The sequence below is a fragment of the Chitinophaga sp. H8 genome, assembly GCF_040567655.1.
Classification (GTDB): domain Bacteria; phylum Bacteroidota; class Bacteroidia; order Chitinophagales; family Chitinophagaceae; genus Chitinophaga; species Chitinophaga defluvii.
Map to the genome: position 1 here is coordinate 2,413,022 of NZ_JBEXAC010000002.1, position 19,987 is coordinate 2,433,008.

Here is a 19,987-nt window from a genome sequence, read left to right on the forward strand (position 1 = left end):
ATTTATTTTTAGTTTATTTTGTTCTTTACGAAGAAATACCGCAATTTGATATTGAATGCACGTCCCGGTTTCTGCAAACTGAAATTGTCATACAGCGCTTTGTCGAACAGATTAGATATGCCGGCCCCTACATTATACCTTCCGTTTTTTATTGAATACACAGCATTTATATCGTGACAAAACTGACGGGGTACGAAATATTTGGTATCTGCCGAACCCTGGCTGGGCCAGCGTAGATAAGATTTTTCTGCAAACAACATATTGTAACCTATAGTCAGGCGGGTGTCTTTCCAGCCCACATTCCGCACAGTAAAGGAAGCATTCGCATTCCCAAATAAATAGGGCATATTGGGGATACGGTCTCTATACACCGGGCTTTGTATGGTAGTGCCTGGTTCTATACGGGTATTATTCCGTAGGTTCTGATAGGTAATATTGACACCGGCAGTGAAAAAATCGCGGAAAGTATAGCGTACATCAGCATCTATCCCCCTGTTGGTAACATCACGGGTATTTACCGGTACCATGAGTGTACGGCCGGTAAAACTTACACCTTGCAGCTGATTCCGGATATAATCCTTCGCGTTCCGGAATATGAAATTGCCATCCAGTACAAAATGATGATCCTGTTTCAGTGTAAAGCTATAGTTCAGTCCAACGTTGATATTATCACTACTCTCCGGCCGCAGATCGGGATTCCCGGTAAGGTTAATTACATCTCCAAACAACTCATCATTATTGGGCAGGCGGTAGGCTTTTTCATAAGAAACTTTGGCCTGTAATGCAGGTAAAATAAAGTAGGTAGAAGCAAGGCCATATCCCCATTGGTCAACACTACCATTTTTGTGATAATATTCGCCTTCTGCGAGTATACTTGTTTTGCTGGACTGGTGATAATTTTTCACAAAAACACTGGTACTCCATCTTTCATTATAGTCATACTTATATCCCAGCCCCACAATATTTTTGAGCGTTTTCTTCGGTTGTTTATCTGCTTCATTGTCCGGATCAAACTTATTAACGCCGGTCCGGTTAAAGCTGGTGATTACATTACTTAATACAAAGGAATGGTGATCATTCAACTGGTAAGACAAGTTGAAATTACCGATGCCGTTGTTGTTCTTATAGCGGTAGTCCATCCTGCTGGATTCCCCACCGGGTGTTTCAGGGTTGTTAGGATCTTTGTATTGCCATTGCCCCAGCCAGTTGTACATGCGGAAGAGGGTATCCACAGACCTTTCTTCGCCGGGGTTATACATTCCGGAAATACGAAGGTTCAATCCTTTTACAAACAGATTGGTCTTGGTGTATTTCAGGGTAGGCTGGATAATATTGCCACTGCGGGTCCGGCCACCGTATACATCATACATACGATTACCAGTTTGAATATCTGCCTGGTTTTTTCCCAGCATAATTCCGATCAGCAACTGGTCGGCATACTTTTTCCCTACTACTCCCACATTGGTGACCAGCGCTTCATTATGGTAGGTATCATGGAAACGACGTACGCGCATAGGTGTATAGACTCCTGTTTCGAGGTCGGCTACATCTACATCTACTTTATAGTTGTTATCCGAGTAATTCTGGTAGGCATTTACCTGGAGGGTAAGCCCGGCTTTGGATATGATGCCTGCATTGATAGCCGTCTTGTGTGTATTGAAAGAACCATAAGAGTAAGAGACATCCAGATAGGTACGGGGAGCTGTATTTGTAACAATATTTACTGCCCCTCCCAGGGCATCCCCACCGAGCCAAACGGGTACGACCCCTTTGTATACTTCAATCCTCTCTGCAAAATTGATAGGGATGTTATTAAGCTGAAAGGAAGTGCCAAAATTGTCCATGGGCATGCCATCTACAAAGAACTTTACCTGCTGTCCTGTAAAACCATTTAGTGAGAAGTTAATATCCGCACCTACGCCGCCGGATTCTCTTACCCGTACACCGGATACACGGTTGAGCACCTGTCCCACGTCCATGGTAGTATTATATAGTTTCTTTGCATCAACTGCTACTACATTGTAAGACTGCTGGCGTACTGCTTCTGCCGCTGTTTTGCCCCATACGGTTACCGCTGACAGTCCCTGGTTGTCTTTCTTTAATTTTATGATTAACGGTCTGGCGTTATCAGCAGGTAGTTGTACTTGTTTTATTATTTTTTTGAAACCCATGGCACGGATTTCCAATGTATATTTTCCTGCGGCAAGACCGGGAAATCTGAAACTGCCATTTTCTGAGGTATTGGTTCCCTTGCCTGTTTGTACTAATAATATTACACCTTGAATTGCGTCGTTATGATCATCTTGTAAAACGCCTTCCAGTTGATAGGTTACAGGAGATTGAGACTTAGCCAGGCCAAAGAAAAGGCATAGCATTATCGTCAACAAAATTTGCTTATTTTGCATTGCTTTTAATGTTTACCACGTTTTAAGCCCCTCTCATAAGGAGGGTAGCCACACAGGTGAGAACTGTGTGGCTTTTTTTATTATACGAATGATGAAGGTATATCCTGTTTCATTGATCAAAAAGGGAAAAATTACTCCCATTCATTTGTCGTTGCGTCTACTTTTTTAAGGTAAACACAATGTCCTGGTTGTTACTTACACTATGTGCAACCACTGCTGCAGCCTTATTTGTATTTAAAATAAGACCACAAAGATCGTGTTGTGCAGGAGAAATTGTTTTCGAATATGGGAAAATTTTTGAAATAGGCTGCTGCCATATCATTGTGTACTTTTACAGTAAAGTATTGGCGAATGAAAATGTATCAGCAGGCATTACGCCTCAAGCAAAGGAGCCGGGGATTCCATCTGATTACGACCGAAATAACCCGGGCATTACCAGAGCTCAGTGAGCTGAAAACAGGTATGTGCCAGGTATTTATCCGGCATACTTCTGCTGCACTCACCATCAATGAAAATGCAGATCCAACGGTGAGAATGGATTTTGAAACTTACTTTAACAAGATCGTACCCGAAAATGATCCGGATTACGAGCATAATGATGAAGGGCCGGACGATATGCCTGCACATCTTAAATCTTCCCTGTTGGGTAGTGCAGTGTTGATTCCGGTGCATAACGGGAAACTTGCATTAGGTACCTGGCAGGGTATTTATTTGTGCGAGCACCGGGATGCAGGTGGCGAAAGGGAAGTGGTGATTACTGCCTGGGGGATATAGGCACTGCTAAAAAGGGTAACCAATTCCGAAATTCAGGACCAGGTTTTCTTTTCTCCACTCAGGGCTAAAGAGCGCAATCTGATCAAAGACCCAACGTTGCCCTTCCGGCAACCAGGGCTTGCGGAAAGGCATGGCCAGATCAGCGCGTATGATCAGGAACGGAAAGTTTAGCCGTAGACCCAGCCCTCCGCCAACGCCCAGTTCCTTATAAAAAGTACTGGAAAAGGTTTTGTTGGAAAAAGAAGTACGGGTAGAATCAATCACTTGTTCTGCAAGGTCATAGAAGAAACTAACTTTTTTTACCCATACATTGCCTGCGTCTATAAACAGTGCTCCCTGCAGATTACCCAAAACGGGAAATCTTAGTTCGGTACTCAGTTCCACTTTAATATCTCCGCTTTGGGGCGTATTCCGGAAGAAATTCTGCATCTCCGTATCTAATGTGTCGGGTATATGAAATGCGCCCGGCCCAATGGTTTGCGGACGGAAAGCTCTTAACCCGTTACTTCCGCCGGCAAAATATTGTTTTACTAATGGGAGAAAACCACTGTTGCCATAAGGAAGACCAATACCGAGGAATAATCTGTTGGCCCATTGCACATGGGAAGAAACCTTGTGATAATAACGAAAGTCCAGATCCGCCTTTGTATATTGGGCAAATGGTACTTTCAATATCAATTTGCGGAGGGAGTCCCCATCCATGCCAGCCCTTTTAATTAACCCCAGGAGGTTGCCAGCCAATTCCAGGTTGCCGCTGAAAGCAAAATAATTACGCTGTGTAATTTCGGAATGATTGGTATAGGTATAATTGAACTGGGAGCCAATGATCAATTCATTGCTAAGGTAGGTGTTTAAGATGTTTTTGTAGCTTGCATTGGCAGGGTCGAGAAGATCTGCTTCTTTGATATTGTAATGCTGCAGGTAGTTGATGCTAAGAGGTGTAAGTGTTAAGTCTGTATTCACATTAGTCTTCCAGGCATAACTGTAATTAAGTTTATAGGCATGGATATTATATAAGGAAGAACGTATCAGCATGTCATAGCCTGTACTGAAAATGGTCCTCATATTGTAGGCTTTGGAGAAATTACCCTGGAAAAAAGGGATCAGGAATTTAGGGAATGAGATACCCGTTTCAATACCGCCCTTGTAATTATAACTTTTGGCCTCTCTGCCAAGGAATTGCAGATCTGCACCGCCATTCAGGCGAACATATAAAAGTTCTCCTCTTTTAAAGGTATTGCGGTTGCTCCAGCTTAAAGCCAATTGAACACCATAGGAATTGTTGGATTTTGTATTGCCGCCTGTTTCAAACTGTATTGCCTTCCGGGACAAGGGAGTCAGGTAATAACTGATGTTCAGCAAGGGGGTATCCGGTTTGTTAACTGCCTCAGGTGCGGAAGTTACAAACCTGAATACACCTGCTCCGTACAGGCGGTTGAAAGTACGTTCCATTTCCTGTATGTTATATAATGTTCCTGGCTGATAAGTGATCAGGTCATCGAACATATCCAGTTTAAATGTGTGCTTGTTATCAAATATCTGTAATCCGCCCGGAGATAGCTGGGCAGCGGTAGTATCATTTTTCTCCAGATTATTCAGCGTATAATTGGGATAGATACGGATGTCGCGGATGTAATATTGTTGGCGGGCTTTTTCCTGCAGTGGCTGTGCCAGGTCTACCACCAGGTTTACGCCATGTTTGGTGGAGAAGGTATCTGCAATAGAAGTAAATTGTTCGGCATCCAGGTAGAAATACCCTTGCTGCTTCATTTTATAGGAGATACGTTCCCGTTCTGCTTTAAAGTCATCCAGGCGGTACGGAGCACCCGTTTGCAGATTGGACTCCGGCATTTTTAATATCCTTGCTGCTTCCTGGCGAAGCTGGGTGCTATCGGTGTTGAAGTGGATCGTGTCAAGGTAATATCTTGGTTTCAGGTGGATGGTGTAGCGCGCAATGGCTTTATATTTTTTGTGGATAGTATCTGCCGAAACGGTAGTCTGAAAATAACCTTCCTGTTGCATGGTGCTTTGCAGCATTTGGGCGCTTAAGGCAGTATGAATGGTTTTATCTGTAATAGGGGTGGCTGCGAACCTCCTGCGCATCCACTTGCGAAACCCTTTATCTTTCAGAGGGTCACCAAGTTTGTAATACAGGTAAGCCGGAAAGGGGAAGCCGAGGGTAGCTTTATTCTCTTTTTGCGCCACGGCTGCAATAGCTTTCTTTTCTGCATAGACAGCCTCCTGGGCAGTGGCGCTGGCGGCTTTATCTATAATGATCTCATTACCACCATAGAGTTTCTCTCCGGCTGGCATATGCCGGGAGATGTTGCAGCTGTAAAGCAGCAGTAACAGTAAACTATATGTAATGATTCTTATGCTCATTAAAAATGTTATTGGCTTTTTGAGGAGCGGAACAGTTCTCTGAACCGCTGATAATCCATGGTAATAATAAAGCTGACACCGGTTTCAACAACAAGGCCTTCCAGCATCACCTGTTGTGCATTTTTACGATATACCTTAATACGGAAACGGCCATCGTTGGTAAGTTTGTAGCTGGCATTTATGTTATCCAGCATTTGTGACGAAGATGATGCATAACCCGATAAATCAAAGTTTTTAGCCAGGCTGATCTCCAGTCTGTCCTGGATCATCTTTTTGGTCAGGGCCACATTTACGCCTGCCAGTAGTTTGTCGCTGGTAGAGAGATAGCTTGCATAGGGATTAACTTTGAGAGAAATATTTGCACGCTTGAGTACGCCGGCAGCCAGCAGGTTCAACTCTTCTGCCAATAGCTGGCTCACGCTGCCAAGTACAGCATTGGCAGGGCGCACGGTAGCAAACATGTTTTGTCCCCGATTAGAAATAAACTGATTCAGCAGCAATAACGCAAATGCCTGTTTAGTCATCACAGAAGTATCACTGCGAAACTGGGATAGTTGTGCATTTACATTGGAAAGTACTTCTTTGGATACGGGTTCATCACTTTCTTTCACCTGAATATCGAAACCAATATTAAGACGGGAGAAGTTACCATCGATTTTGAGTAGCACATTAAAAGGGAGTGGTTGCCGGTATGCTTCCAGTGAAGTCGCATCTGTGACCAATGTTTCTACCAGCCCAAGAGGAGGCGCTTTTACTTCGTATCTGGCACGTATACCGAATTGTGGCCTGTAAGGATCTCCGGCCCAGGTAATTGTACTGCCTTTGTCTATCGTAAATTTTCGCCGGAGTATCTGCTGGTAAGTAAGATCATAAGTACCATCTCCTACATAATACACTCCACTCATCCTGAGCTTTCCGCTGGGCAGGACGCTGGTATGCAGGCGGGCATCTCCTTTCAGACTAAGCTGGTCACCATATATTTCATCCAACACAATGGTAACGGCAGCAGTGGAGTCGGTAGTGATGTTCATATCAATCTCTGAGAAATAACTGCTGCCCCCGGCTGTTTCCTGCTGGAGGGAATCCGGCGGAAGTGTTTGCCGTAAGGCGGCTAGGATACGTGTTTTTTCCACAGGGTCACGTAAATCCCTAAAGGTGACCAGACGTTTGGTTTCATCTTCCAGCTGGGTATCTTTCCGGTTTACGTAAGTGATCCTGCTATCTTTGTTCAAACGGATATCACCTTTTATAACAGGTTTGCGGGCATTCCCGGTTATTTTTAGTGCTGTATTGACATAGGCTGTTCCAAAAACAAGTGGATTATTAATAGCAGGGGCATCCAGCAATTGAAAATCATCTGCCTTAACATGGAGGTTTAACTGTGGCTGAAGCAGACCGTTTTGAAATCCGGCTGTTCCGCTAAGGTATAATGTTTTATTCCTGGGATCTCTGAGTTCGAAATCATGAAAGCTGGCTTGCTGATCTTCGAAAGTCAGTGTTTGCTGCTCAATATGGTAATGCATATTGGAGGCAGGAATTCTGAATGCAACCTTATCAAAATCCAGTTTCCCCTGCACTAAAGGTTGCATAAGGGTGCCGTTTACCGCTATTTTTCCCGTTAGTTGCCCACCGGTACTATCCAGCATACCATTACTGAAAGTTTCCAATAAGCGCATGGGGAGTGGGTCGAGGGAGCCATCCAGTTGAAGAGGGTGTGTAGCGTTGTTTAAGGAATAGGTACCCTTAACATTGATATTGGTGCCATTACCTGTGAGTGCGCCTTTGATATCCAGCTGATGGGCTTCCCCTGCTGCAACTGTAAGTTGGAGATCACCCACAGGCTGTTGCCGCAAGCGTATATCTTTTATAGCAATGTTGCCCTTGTAATGAATGATGCTGTCCTGGAGCCCATCGATGATCGTTTGTCCGTTTATTGTTCCCTCCAAAACAGTATCCTGGCCAAGATGTTTCATTAAGGTAGCCAGTTGGAGCTGGCTGATGGTTATCTGTAAAGGTGCATTTCCCTGAGGTATAGCGCTGTTGATGTAAACAGACGTTGTATCACTTGATAGCTGAAGATGATTTACCTGAAGCCCTTTGGGTGAATACCAGATAGCATGATCTTCATTGATGGTGAGAGGCAGGTAATTTGTGATGAGTTTGTTTGGTGTAAGGTGAAAACGATACCTGCCTTTTTCCGCACTTGCTGTCAGTCCTATTTGAAACCAGGGTTGTTGCTGGCCTGGTTGTTTGTTGTCCAGGATTAATGCAGCCTGATTGTGTCCGGCTTTTAATTGTGCATTGACCTGATAGAGTGGCTGTTGTCCAAACATGACCTGTCTGGCCTCGCTGGTAAACTGAAGCTGATCAGCAGTACCATTCAACCATACTTTCACACTGTCCATTTTCAGGGCTCCTGCGCTTATTCTGGATGCAAGGATACTGCCCTGAAGTGGCGTTACTGTTGACGAGTCATATACCAGTGATACCTGGAGTGAATCGGACAGCGTATACTCCGGAAATAATTTAGTCAGCAGGGGATGTTCCCGGATGACGGCTTTCAAGGTAAAAGGAGCCGCTTTTACCGTTGTAATGGAATCGTGTACATAAGCCTGCAATTGGGTCAGGAAGTGTTTAGCTGTTTTTAAATGATCATCTTTTCCATTAACCGTTATTGCAGCAAAGTCACTTTGGAACCGGGTACTTCTTTGGTTGCCCTGTAAAGAAGTATGACCGGATATATTATCAAGATGAAAGTTTGAAGTATCCATAGTTACAGTGAGATCATTCAGGCTAAAGTACCCAGGTGGGCGTGCCATTTTTACATTCTCCATTTCCATCTCCAGTTTTCCTTTTACGCCTGTGATATCCTTATAGATATGTAATGCAGCCGGGCTCACGGAATCGGCATTCATCCGGATGGTAAGCCGATTATCCGCCTGCAGGATGGCGTTGCCTTGTACCTTCAGGTTGGGATCATTGATTTGCCATTCACCGTGCAGGGTACCATGGTGGATATTTGTGTGAAGTTGAATGTCCTGATAGGCATAATTATTTACAATGGCCTCTTTAAAAGAGCCTTCTATTATACTATTCGTTTTTTCAAGGGAAAAGCCACTGCCTGCTGCATGAAGGGTACCGGTGATTGCTCCTATCAGCGAATCTTTTTTGAGGAAGTAGCCTAGTTGCAATGCGGTAGTATTGGCAGATACATTATAGGAAATAGCATTTAAATCCTGAAACTTCAGACTTCCGGATAGAGTCATGTTTCCTTTATTAGTCAATGCTGTGCAATTGGTACGCACTTCATTAACGGAACCACTGAATGATCCATTTATCCTGACATAGGCGGGGAGGCGTAACTGTTTTAATGAAGCAGCAGGTAATAATATGGCCAGGTCTTTTTCAGGAATACGTGCATCGGTAATATGTAATTGATACCGGATATTATCTGCGTTGCTCAACCCTTGTATATCGCCGTGCATGTTTATCAGGGAGCCGTGCAGGCCTGTCAGGTTGCAGGACGTAAAATAGAAATGGCCTTGCCTGTTTTCAAGGTTAGCGGATACCGATAATCCTGTACGGCGATATTGCTGGATAATCCGGTAGTTTTCCAACACTGGAAATAGCAGGAGCAGATCGTGTATACTAAGATACGAATGACGAATTGCAGTATTAACCCCATGGCTAGTACCATAGAGATAGGTTTGCGGGGTTTTCAACAAGAGATGGGAGAATTTTATTCCTGTGGTGGAGAGGTAGGCCAGGTCTGTTTGAAGGGAATCCAGTTGAAAGCCGCTTTTGTCTTTAAAAGAGAGATGGTGGATATCTGCCGCTGACAAAGTATCACTCCATATGAAGTTGTCCATTAGTATTTGTACCTGCTGTAAATCGGGGTGTCTGTAGTCCATTCCTCTTAATACCGGCGTACTTAAAGGATCATCCATTTTATACCTGCTATTGGAGATTTGTCCATGTGCGATGTTTATTTTCCATCCCGGGTCGTCCTGTGTGGTAATAGCAGCGGATTGTTCATCGAGGTGTACCCGCACCTGTACATTATCTGCCCACAGCGAATCAGCAGAGATCCTCTCCTGATCCAGGGAGAATACATCCGCATTCACTTTGGCTGTTCCTATCTGTACGTTGGTACCGGAACGGGTAACCTCATCTCTGAATTCAACATGGCTGTTCTGCACATGGATATGTCCTGGAATAATATCCAGCGTATCTTCCGGACCAACCGTTTTATTGAAGGAAGCAGAAGTAGCTGCCCGGTAGGATTTTACCAACACACTCGTATTTTCCCAGTTGCTGGTAGCAAAGCGGAGCTTGTATTTAAACAAGTCAGCATCGGATAAAGTGGCCGAAAGATGTCCACTTTGTATGCTGACACTGGTACCTGCGATATCATCTCGGTAATCAAAACGTACGTTTTCCAGTAATAGTTCCTTTAACCGGAGTGGCTTGCTAACGCTTCCCGCAGCTTCCGGCGAGGAAACCGGTAGTATATAGTCGTAATTGAACACTTTTGCGGTGCTATCCCGGTAGAGATGGACGCGGGCAGCTTTCAACTGTACAGTATTAATGCACACCTGTTTATTGAAGAGAGACTTCATATCCAGATAAACCAGTAGCTGTTTCGCATATAGTAATGTATCCTGGTGCTGGTCAGCAAGGTAAATATCATTTATTTCAAACCGGTAAGGAAGGGTAAACCGGATATGGCCTATGCTGACCTGGGTGCCCCATTTGTGGTGAAGGTATTTGGTTGCATAGTGAGTCAGTGCACTCTGGGTCCATCTGATGTGCAGTACTACCAGCAATACTAATAAGATCAGTATTATTATTGCCAGCGATTTAAATATGCGCTTCGTCCACTTCCTGATCATATTTATCCCCTGGCGATGCGGGGTATCGCTGTGAATATAGTTTATATCTTTTTATTGACGTAATTTCTCTCCTAAATTGGGTGCTGAGGTTGCACCTTCAGTTGGGAGGCTAAGATTGCCACTTACCTGGTTACATGGACAGCAAATATTGAAGTTTAACTTTCAATTAATGTTGGAAGATTACTTTTAGGGCCATATTAGGGGTCATGAGTTATCAGCAAATTAATATTCCACCATCATTAATACCTGATCTGTGTAATGGGTCTGAACAGGCGCTGAAGGATGTCTTCGATCTGTTTGGGAAGAAGGTATTTAATTATTGCCGGAAGATGGTGGGGAATCCTGAAGATGCGGAAGAATTACTGCAGGATGTTTTTTTGAAGGTCTGGCAATTCCGCCAACAGATAGATGTTGCAGCCAATTTTGAGGCTTTTCTTTTTACGGTAACCCGTAATCATATATTGAATTTCGCCAGAAAAAAAGCAGCTATTGCCGTATCTACAGTGGCAGAAATGGAGGAAAATATACCAGTGATGGCAGAAGTGCACCAAAAGATAAATTATAAACAGGTATATCAGCAATACCGCCATGTTCTTGAAAAATTGGGCCCCAAAAGCCGGGAAGTATTTGTGCTAAGCCGGGAACACCAGTTGTCCAATAAAGAAATTGCACAGAAAATGGGGATATCTGTGCGTACAGTAGAAACACATGTATCCAATGCATTATCTGTGCTACGGGGAGAATTAAAGGATGCCTGCCTGATACTCTTCCTTTTTATATTCCGTTGAATTTCTATTTTTCTTTCCACGCTCCCCAAGGGTTAATATTAAGTTAACATACCACGCTACGTGGTACCATTTCTTTTTGTGTATATACTAACAGGAGATAAATATTTCATCCTATAACCCTGTAGTATAATGAAACTTGAACCGGAACAAATAAAAATACTTTTTAGAAAAGTTTTAAAAGGGACTGCAACAGCTGATGAGAGTGAACAGTTGCTGAACTATTTGGAACAGGAGCGCCATGATATGGATGACCTGTTATTGCCTTATGGAGAATGGGCAGGTACTGAGGACAACAGATTGCCGGAGGGGGTAAGGGAACGTATACTTACCAGCGTACTTAAGCAGACGCCTGTCACAGGAGAAGGACTGGACAAAACAAGAGCTGGCAGGACCATAAAAATGAGCTATTGGCTTTCCCGTGTGGCGGTGGTGTTTGTGTTAATACTGGCGGGCTGGGGCTTGTTCCGGAAGCAAAGTAAACCGGGAAATAAAACATGGATTGTCTTTGCAGCTGCCAAAGGGGAACGGCGTACTATGATGCTCCCGGATAGTTCAAAGGTATTGTTGAATGCTGGTAGCCAGGTGGCTTTTCAGACAGATTTTGCGGGGAATGAACGTTGTGTAAAGCTTACCGGCGAGGCCTATTTTGAAGTAAAGCATGACCCCCGCAAGCCTTTCATTGTACTGTCTGATCTGGTGAGAACTACCGTATTGGGAACGGCATTTAATGTAAAAGCTTATCCGGAAGATAAAAGTATTGACATCACAGTGATAAATGGAAAAGTGAAAGTGGCGCAGACAGGAAAGGATGAAAAGCAGTTGACACCAGTGATATTAACAAAGGGAATGCATGTGGGATACCAGACAAGGGATACGTTGTTCCGGGTGAGTAAGGTGGATGCTGCAGCGATGGTTGGCTGGAAAGATAATAAACTGGTATTTGAGGAAGCAACGTTGGAAGAGATATGTAATACACTTGCCAGGAACTATAATGTAAAATTTACCACTACCACCCCTGTTGTATGGCAGCATAAATACTCCCTGACATTTGACCAGCTTACACTGGATGAATCACTGGACCAGCTTCGGCTGCTGGGAGCATTAACATTTCAACGAAAAGACAGTATTGTCGTACTCCGGGATAAACATTAGCCAACAACTGGAAATAAAGAAAAAGCCGTCCTGTTAGGAGCAGAACGGCTGAATAAGCCATCAATATCATTAATGACTAAAAGCAAAACAAATTTATGCAACCAATCGCAGGAAACAAGAAAGTTTTTGTGAGGTTTCGAAAAAAAATGCCCGGGATCTTGAGTGTATTACTAACGGTATTTTGTATCCTGGCTACATCCAGGGAGTTACTTGCCCAGGATATGAAAATTACAAAAGTGACTTTGCATTTGAACGATCGCCCGATTAAAGAGGCTTTCCGTGAAATTGAAAAACAATCCGGGCTTACCATCGGGTTCCGCCATGAAGTATTAGATCAGCACAAGCATATCAGTATTATTGCAGCTGATGAAACAATCAGCAGTGTACTCAAAAAACTATTAGCTGGTACTGGTACTACTTACCTGCAAAAAGGGAAAAGTATTCTGATCATTGCCACACCGCGCCAACAATCGAAAACGGGTAGCCTGGATACCCTTACTGGAAATATAAAAGATAGTAACGGTGAGTTGCTCATCGGGGCAAGGGTGACTGTTAAATCAGGTGCCGGTGAACTTATTCATACAAGTTCGGATGAAAGGGGGAATTATTTTGTTGTAGTGCCGGAAGATGCTACGGAGATAACATTCCGTTATATGGGTATTCAGCCGCTGACGGAACAGATTGGAGGCAGGAATATAATAGATGTTCAGCTGGCCAGAAAGAATGTGGAACTAGGGCAGGTAGTGGTAACAGCGCTGGGAATCAAAAGAGAAGTGAAAGCATTGAGCTATACTACACAAGGTGTGGATGTAGATGCCCTGAATGAAACCAAAAGCACGAACCTGATCAATTCCCTTTCCGGAAAAGTAGCAGGTTTGCAAGTGATACCTTCAGGTTTTAATACAGGATCTACCAGGGTGATCATCCGTGGCAATAATTCCCTCACTGGCAATAATCAGCCTTTGTTTGTCGTGGATGGAATGCCAATAGACAATGAACCCGGAGATGCCGGCAGCCTGGATTATGGAAGTAATGCTGCTGATATCAACTCCGACGATATAGAGAGCATTCAGGTATTAAAAGGCCCCAATGCTTCTGCATTGTATGGATCAAGGGCGGCAAATGGGGTGATCCTGATTACCACCAAAGCCGGTTCCACAAAGTTTAAGGTAACTGTTACCTCCAGCATGATGTTCCAGAAACTGACAGAGTTCCCTGAATACCAGAATGCTTATGGGGTTGGAACCTCTTTTGCGATTGATAATACCAACAGGATTCCTAAGGCAAATGTGAACTACAGAAGCTGGGGATCACCTATGATGGGGCAACCCTATATTGCCCTGGATGGAACAGAGAAAGCGTATTTACCTCATCCTGACAATGTGAAGAATTTTTATTCTACCTCACGGTTATTTACCAATTCAGTATCTGTAGAAGGAGGGAATGCAGCCAATATATACCGGCTGGCCTACACCAATTACAATGGTACCAGTGTAGTGGAAGGATTCAATAATATGATGAAGCATTCCATTGACTTCCGGTTAGCAAACAATTTTACCAAATGGTTATCCCTCGATTCAAAGATTAACTACATACGGGACATTGTAAATAACCGTCAATACTCCAATAGTAATGGACGTAATCCTACCAACCTTTATACCCATATGGCAAGGAGTACCGATTTATCTGAACTGTATGATTATAAGGATGAAGCTACAGGGATGGAAATTGGTACACACCGTAATTTCAGTAATCCATACTGGGTGATCAATGAAAATCCTAATAAGGATGTAAAGGACCGGGTGATTGCTTCTTTTAATTCAACGGTAAAGTTTACCCCATGGTTAAAGTTCAATGGCCGCTTTGGTGCAGATGTGTTCTGGTGGGAAGGTTTTGAGTTTAACAATATTGGTTCCGTGGTTGCCAGCAACCCCAATGGTTTTATGCGCACTTTCAACTCCCGGCAACAGAACATGAACCTGGAGGGACTGTTTTCTTTCAACAAAAATATAAACCGGTTCTCGATACTGGCTAATTTTGGGGGTAATATTTATACATCAGGCTTTGAAAGAAGGGAACAAAGGGTTAATTCCCTGTTGCAACCAGGGTTGATCAACTTGTCTAATGCAAAAGAATACCCCACTGCTACGCAATTTATCAGAAGAAAGGAGATTAATGCACTATTTGGATCCGTTTCTCTCGGCTACCGCAACCTGGCATTTCTGGATATCACTGGCCGGAATGACTGGTCTTCTACGCTGCCCAAAGGCAATAATTCCTATTTCTACCCTTCTGTGGGAAGCTCCCTGATTGTGAGCGATCTGCTGGGTATTCGCAGCAACGCATTGAGCTTTCTTAAAGTAAGAGGTTCTATTGCATTGGTAGGAAGTGATACGGATCCTTACCGCCTTGATCAGACTTATTCATTTAATGGCTTCCTGGATGGGGCTACACTGGCCTCTTTATCTACTACAATGAATAATCCTGATCTGAAGCCGGAAAAGACAAGTTCTTATGAATGGGGCATAAATGCTAGATTATTTAATAACAGGATATCCCTGGATGCTACCTACTATAATTCAGGTACCTCCAATCAGATCATTACTGCCCAGCTACCAGCCTCCAGCGGTTATCAGCAGAGAATATATAATGCGGGTAAAATCAGGAACTGGGGATATGAAGCAATGGCTTCAGCAAAAGTGATGGATCGGAAAAAGTTTAAATGGGATGTGGCGCTCAACTTTGCAAGGAATAACTCTCGGGTAGAAGAACTGATAGCAGGTGTAGACCGCTTCCAGCTAAATAATAATTCCAGTTATCTCTATGTATATGCGCAGGTGGGTAAGCCTTATGGTTACCTGCGAGGGCTTGGGGTGGCCAGGGATGAAGCAGGACGTATGCTGATTGAAAATGGTGGTTCCCTGCTGGTAAAGGATAATGATATGGCTTTTGGTACCGCTTCACCGGATTGGCTGGGGGGAATAAGCAATACTTTTAAACTGAACCGCTTTGATTTCAGTTGCTTATTCGATATCAAAATGGGAGGCGTGCTGTATTCCGGTACCATGTCCCGGATGCTGACGAATGGGGTGAGTGCAGAAACGCTATATGGCCGGGACGACTTTTATAAACACTCCGTTATTTTTGGCGAAAACAATAATGAGCTGAGTGGAGGCGCAAGATGGGATGCTTACTTTGCAGATGGTACACCTAATACCAAATTTGTTACTCCTCAGAATTATGAATATGCCAGACCCAATTATGCAGAGTTCGTCATTTATGATGCTTCGTTTATCAAACTCAGAGAGGTAACACTGGGATATAATTTCCCGGAGAAAATGTTCACCGGCACACCCGTAAAAGGAGCCAGGCTGTCACTTGCCGGCCGTAATCTGGCTATACTATATCGCAAAACACCGAAAGGAATTGACCCGGAGGCGGCTTCTACAGCGGGTAATGGGCAAGGAATAGAAAATGGGTCACTGCCTCCCAATGCCATCTACGGGTTCAATTTTAAACTTACGCTTTAATGCCTTACAACAGATGAAAGCAATTACCGGATTTTTATTCATACTTATTTTAAGCTTTGCTGCCTGCACGAAAGATTTAGGAACTATCAACAAAAATCCTAACAATCCAGATATCGTGGAGCCGGACTTTTTACTGACAACTGCCATTTTTGAAACGATGAACCTCTATGGCGGCGCCATGAACAGGGTCGTGTTTTTTAATTATACCCATTATTACTCAGGCTTCCAGGGAGAATTTCAACGGTATACCTATAGTGCAAATGATAATAACACTTACTGGAAAACAACTTACATTAATTGTTTGCAACCAGTGAACCAGATTGAAATAAAGTATGCGAACAATCCTGCTTATGCCAACAGGGTATTGATTGCGCGTATCTGGAAAAGCTTTATTTATTCCAATACCGTATCTATCTGGGGAAGCATACCTATGGCAGGTGCCCTGGAAGGCACAGCCGCAGTACCATATACAAAGGAGCAGGAAGTATACCGTAAACTGCTGGAAGACCTGAAAATACTGGCAGATGGTATTGATCTGTCGGGTGATAAATATAGTGCCAATGCAGATAAGGTATTCGGTGGAGATCTGCTTAAATGGAAAAAGTTTGCCAACACCTTACGGTTGCGTATAGCCATGCGCATCTCTAATGCTGCTCCTAATGGTGATCCCGTACTGGCAAAGAAAGTGGTAACAGAGATATATGAGCAGGCGGCTTTCACCATGACAGCACAGGAGGAAACTGCGGCGGCTAAATGGGGTACTACCAGCGATACCTGGAGCCCATTGTACGACCGTGTGATCTATAATTACACTGCCAATAAAGCCACCATTCCCGTAATAAATGAATCACTCATTTATCATATGGCCCCTTATAATGATCCACGATTGAGTATATACGCACAACCGGCCAAACAGGGCCCACAGAAAGGGAACTATTTTGGCCAGAATATTTCTTACGGAGGAGGTGGTGCTTATGCAGGCGCCGGCCTGGTAAATCCTCACACTGGATTGAAGCAGGACGATTATTCCTATATAGGAGAACGTTTCCTGAAAATGGATGCAGAATATGTATTCCTTTCTTATGCAGAGGCTTGTTTTCTGAAAGCGGAAGCGGCTCTAAAAGGCTGGTGGGGCAGCACGCCTTCGCAACTTTATTATGATGGTATAGATGCTTCTTTTAACCGTTATGGGCTGTCAGCAGCCCAGGCTACTGCCTATAAAAATACACCAGGTATTCAATGGGGCAGCGCTTCGGATACTACAGGGCATGGGGCCGATTTTCAGGACTGGTTGCAGATTTGCAGCAGTGTTATACCTGCCGGAGATCATCTCCGCCAGATAATAATGCAGCAATGGCTGGCCATGCCAGGACAGGGAATTGATGCCTGGGCACTCATCAGACGTACCAGGGTACTGGAGTTTCAACCCCAGTTTGCTACCTATGAAGGTGAGTATGCTTATCTGCCCAACAGGCTTTTATATCCGTCTACCGAACTGCAGATTAATGCCGCGGAAGTACAAAAAGCTATTCCCTGGCTGGAAGGGGCAGACGACCTTTTTACAAAACTATGGTTCGCGCTTCCTAATAAGAAAAACCCTTTTTTACCTTACTAATTTCATTTAAACTACCAGTGATGAGAACAGTACTATATATAGCGGTTGTATGTTTTTTGATGATGTCCTGTAAAAAGGAGGCAACAAATCTTCCTCCAGATTTTAATCATGAAATAACTCCCGTACCAATTACGGAAAATGTGAACGTGGGAGCTTATTATTATAACTACTCGGCTGCAGATTGGGCGAAGAAGTATTCTAATACTCCTGTAGCAGGAGAATATTCCGCGCTGGATCCCGCTGTAATGGCCCAACATCGTCAATGGGCAGATGAAGGAGGCGTAGATTTCTTTATATTCAACTGGAATGGTGCGGCAACAGGTGATCCGCTTTTAAAAAGTTTTATTACCGGCAGAAACAACCAGGTGAAGATGGTGATCAACTTTAATATGGCACATCTGTCGGCAACGAATAATTCACCATTAACAGGAGCTAAACTCAATACTTTTCTGAACGAGTTTAAAACACTGGCAACTGCACATTTTAATCAGGCGTATTATTATAAGATAGATGGCAGGCCCGTGATACTGATCTCTCCGCTTAATTTATCTGCGAATGCTGCGGCAAGTATAGACTATGCTGCTGTATTGCCTGTATTGAAAGAAGCAATGTCAAAGGAAGGAATCGACTTGTACGTGATTGGAGAAATTACTTCCGGATGGTTACCCCCCATCCGTTATGCACCGGCAATCAAGGCGATGGATGCAGTAGGCCTTAGTAATTGGTCTACCGATGTATACGACAGGTCTGTATTCTTTAATGCTTTTAGTGACATTAATTGGAAAAACTGGAAAGATTCTACCACAAACTGGAACGTAGATTATGTACCATGCATTTTCCCCGGCTTCAACGATAAAACAATGTCCCCTGCCAGTAAATTGTATAACATTGGTGGCAATGCTGCATTTTATGAAACTTATTGTAACGTGGCTAAACACAATATGGGCAGTAAAAGAATCGTACTGATTAATTCCTGGAATAATTTCCAGGCAGGCACCAGTCTGGAGCCTGCAAAAGAATATGGAACTACCTACCTGGGAGTTACCAAAGCCCAGTTTAAAGTAAAAGTATTATAACGGTAAAAGCTGAATTACGATGAGTCATACTATGAACAGAAGAAAGTTTGCAACCTCTCTTGGAATGCTAGCAGCGATGTTGCCACTGGGGGCTGCTGCATTGAACTTTACGCCTTCCCGTGGTAAAGGGTTTCATTTTGTATTGCTGGGCGACCTCCATTTTGATAAGCTGGAACATCACGATACCGGGTATGTGAATGCTAAATATGCGGGAGATTGGAACCAGATCAGGAATTATTCCCGTATCACCCGTGAAAACCTGCCCTTATTGATGAATGTGATTAAACAGCAGGGAAACAGGGATAATGCTGCGTTTTATCTGCAGCTGGGCGACTTTGTGGAGGGGCTTTGCGGTACGGAGGCATTGGCACAACAGCAAACGAAAGAGTTCATTGATTTTATAGCTGCGCAACAACTGGACCGCCCTTTTTTTGTTATAAAAGGAAATCATGATATAACGGGGGAAGGGGCTCCGCAGACATATGTAAAAACGGTTTTGCCATGGCAGGCAAATGTGTTGAAACAAAAAAATACAACTGCCAATGCTACGTTTGTACATAAAGGTGTCCGGTTTATCCTGTTTGATGGTTATACGCCAGATGAAAGCCTGCAGTGGCTTAAAAAAGTGCTGGCTACACATAAGGAATCCCTGTTGTTTTTTTGTATCCATATGCCGGTGGTGCCATTCAATGCCCGGGCCAACTGGCATGTGTTTGCAAAGCCATCTGAACAGCCGCAACGGGAGGAATTATTACAGCTGCTTGGAAAACACCATGCAATTGTACTTTGTGGGCACTTGCATAAAACATGCATCCTGAAAAGAAGTACACCAGCAGGTGATTTTGTACAGGTATGCCTGGGAAGTGTCATTCCTGCACCAGATGCTAAAATTAAAGATCATCTGAAAGGGGTGGAGTTTTATAATGCCGGCCTGGTAAATCTGGAACCGGCTTTTGCGCCTGCTTCCCTGGAGGAAAGAAGAACCAATCTTACAAACGAGCAACCATTTATAAAATACTATGAATACGCTGATTTTTGTGGATATGCCACCATTGGGGTCACGGAAGAGAAAGAGGTGACAATGGCTGTGTACGCTAACGTGGACACAACACCATGGAATACCATACACTTATCAGCATTGACTTAAAAACCCGGCAAAGGTGATATATGGGGTTGGCCATTATTTTTTGGTCAGCCCCTTTTTGCGTTCACCTATTTTCCTGCCAATACAATTTTGCTTTTTTATGATGTGAAATTAAAATATAGCCGTTTTTAGGGGATCCTTCCCCTGCTCAACTTTTTTTTTCCTCAGAATGCCCGTATTTTGCCCGGAGTGCCACGTACCAAAAATCAGACAGTAAAAGAAATGCCCG

The 19,987-nt window shown here is 43.7% G+C and carries 10 protein-coding genes; 7 read left to right on the forward strand and 3 right to left on the reverse strand.

The features are described from left to right. Positions 1-8 precede the first annotated feature (8 nt). Positions 9-2,405, reverse strand: coding sequence for a TonB-dependent receptor (locus ABR189_RS23560; protein WP_354662949.1), 2,397 nt, complete (start codon positions 2,403-2,405; stop codon positions 9-11). A 351-nt stretch (positions 2,406-2,756) separates the two neighbouring features. Between ABR189_RS23560 and ABR189_RS23565 the strand changes: the two genes are divergently transcribed. Beyond that, the gene (locus ABR189_RS23565; RefSeq protein ID WP_435575333.1) at positions 2,757-3,179 is read left to right on the forward strand and encodes a secondary thiamine-phosphate synthase enzyme YjbQ; all 423 of its coding nucleotides are present in this window, start codon (positions 2,757-2,759) and stop codon (positions 3,177-3,179) included. 6 nt (positions 3,180-3,185) lie between these two features. Here the strand turns inward: ABR189_RS23565 and tamL are convergent, their stop codons facing one another. Both tamL and ABR189_RS23575 read right to left on the reverse strand, forming a co-directional pair. Further along, positions 3,186-5,561 (reverse strand): translocation and assembly module lipoprotein TamL, encoded by a 2,376-nt coding sequence (tamL, locus tag ABR189_RS23570; protein WP_354662950.1) that lies wholly within the window; start codon positions 5,559-5,561, stop codon positions 3,186-3,188. Positions 5,562-5,569: 8 nt separating this feature from the next. Beyond that, positions 5,570-10,453, reverse strand: coding sequence for a translocation/assembly module TamB domain-containing protein (locus ABR189_RS23575; RefSeq protein WP_354662951.1), 4,884 nt, complete (start codon positions 10,451-10,453; stop codon positions 5,570-5,572). A gap of 206 nt (positions 10,454-10,659) precedes the next feature. Between ABR189_RS23575 and ABR189_RS23580 the strand changes: the two genes are divergently transcribed. The 6 genes from ABR189_RS23580 (at position 10,660) to ABR189_RS23605 (ending at position 19,761) form a co-directional block, all read left to right on the forward strand. Then, entirely contained in the window at positions 10,660-11,241 is a 582-nt protein-coding gene (locus ABR189_RS23580; RefSeq protein WP_354662952.1) for an RNA polymerase sigma factor, read from the forward strand. Positions 11,242-11,370: 129 nt separating this feature from the next. Further along, a complete protein-coding gene (locus ABR189_RS23585; protein ID WP_354662953.1) occupies positions 11,371-12,393 on the forward strand; it encodes a FecR family protein in 1,023 nt (340 codons plus the stop codon). 158 nt (positions 12,394-12,551) lie between these two features. After that, entirely contained in the window at positions 12,552-15,923 is a 3,372-nt protein-coding gene (locus ABR189_RS23590) for a SusC/RagA family TonB-linked outer membrane protein (protein ID WP_354662954.1), read from the forward strand. Between the two features lie 13 nt (positions 15,924-15,936). Beyond that, on the forward strand, positions 15,937-17,538 hold the full coding sequence (locus ABR189_RS23595) for a SusD/RagB family nutrient-binding outer membrane lipoprotein (protein WP_354662955.1): 1,602 nt from the start codon (positions 15,937-15,939) through the stop codon (positions 17,536-17,538). A gap of 20 nt (positions 17,539-17,558) precedes the next feature. Beyond that, entirely contained in the window at positions 17,559-18,614 is a 1,056-nt protein-coding gene (locus ABR189_RS23600; RefSeq protein WP_354662956.1) for a glycoside hydrolase family 99-like domain-containing protein, read from the forward strand. Positions 18,615-18,633: 19 nt separating this feature from the next. Continuing rightward, a complete protein-coding gene (locus ABR189_RS23605; RefSeq protein ID WP_354662957.1) occupies positions 18,634-19,761 on the forward strand; it encodes a metallophosphoesterase family protein in 1,128 nt (375 codons plus the stop codon). Positions 19,762-19,987 lie beyond the last annotated feature (226 nt).

Excerpts from the sequence above, each read along its gene's own strand:
- ABR189_RS23585 (WP_354662953.1), top strand. The coding sequence starts at position 11,371 with ATGAAACTTGAACCGGAACAAATAAAAATACTTTTTAGAAAAGTTTTA.
- ABR189_RS23605 (WP_354662957.1), top strand. The coding sequence starts at position 18,634 with ATGAGTCATACTATGAACAGAAGAAAGTTTGCAACCTCTCTTGGAATG.
- ABR189_RS23560 (WP_354662949.1), bottom strand. The coding sequence starts at position 2,405 with ATGCAAAATAAGCAAATTTTGTTGACGATAATGCTATGCCTTTTCTTT.
- ABR189_RS23600 (WP_354662956.1), top strand. The coding sequence starts at position 17,559 with ATGAGAACAGTACTATATATAGCGGTTGTATGTTTTTTGATGATGTCC.
- ABR189_RS23595 (WP_354662955.1), top strand. The coding sequence starts at position 15,937 with ATGAAAGCAATTACCGGATTTTTATTCATACTTATTTTAAGCTTTGCT.
- ABR189_RS23575 (WP_354662951.1), bottom strand. The coding sequence starts at position 10,453 with ATGATCAGGAAGTGGACGAAGCGCATATTTAAATCGCTGGCAATAATA.
- ABR189_RS23580 (WP_354662952.1), top strand. The coding sequence starts at position 10,660 with ATGAGTTATCAGCAAATTAATATTCCACCATCATTAATACCTGATCTG.
- tamL (WP_354662950.1), bottom strand. The coding sequence starts at position 5,561 with ATGAGCATAAGAATCATTACATATAGTTTACTGTTACTGCTGCTTTAC.
- ABR189_RS23565 (WP_435575333.1), top strand. The coding sequence starts at position 2,757 with ATGAAAATGTATCAGCAGGCATTACGCCTCAAGCAAAGGAGCCGGGGA.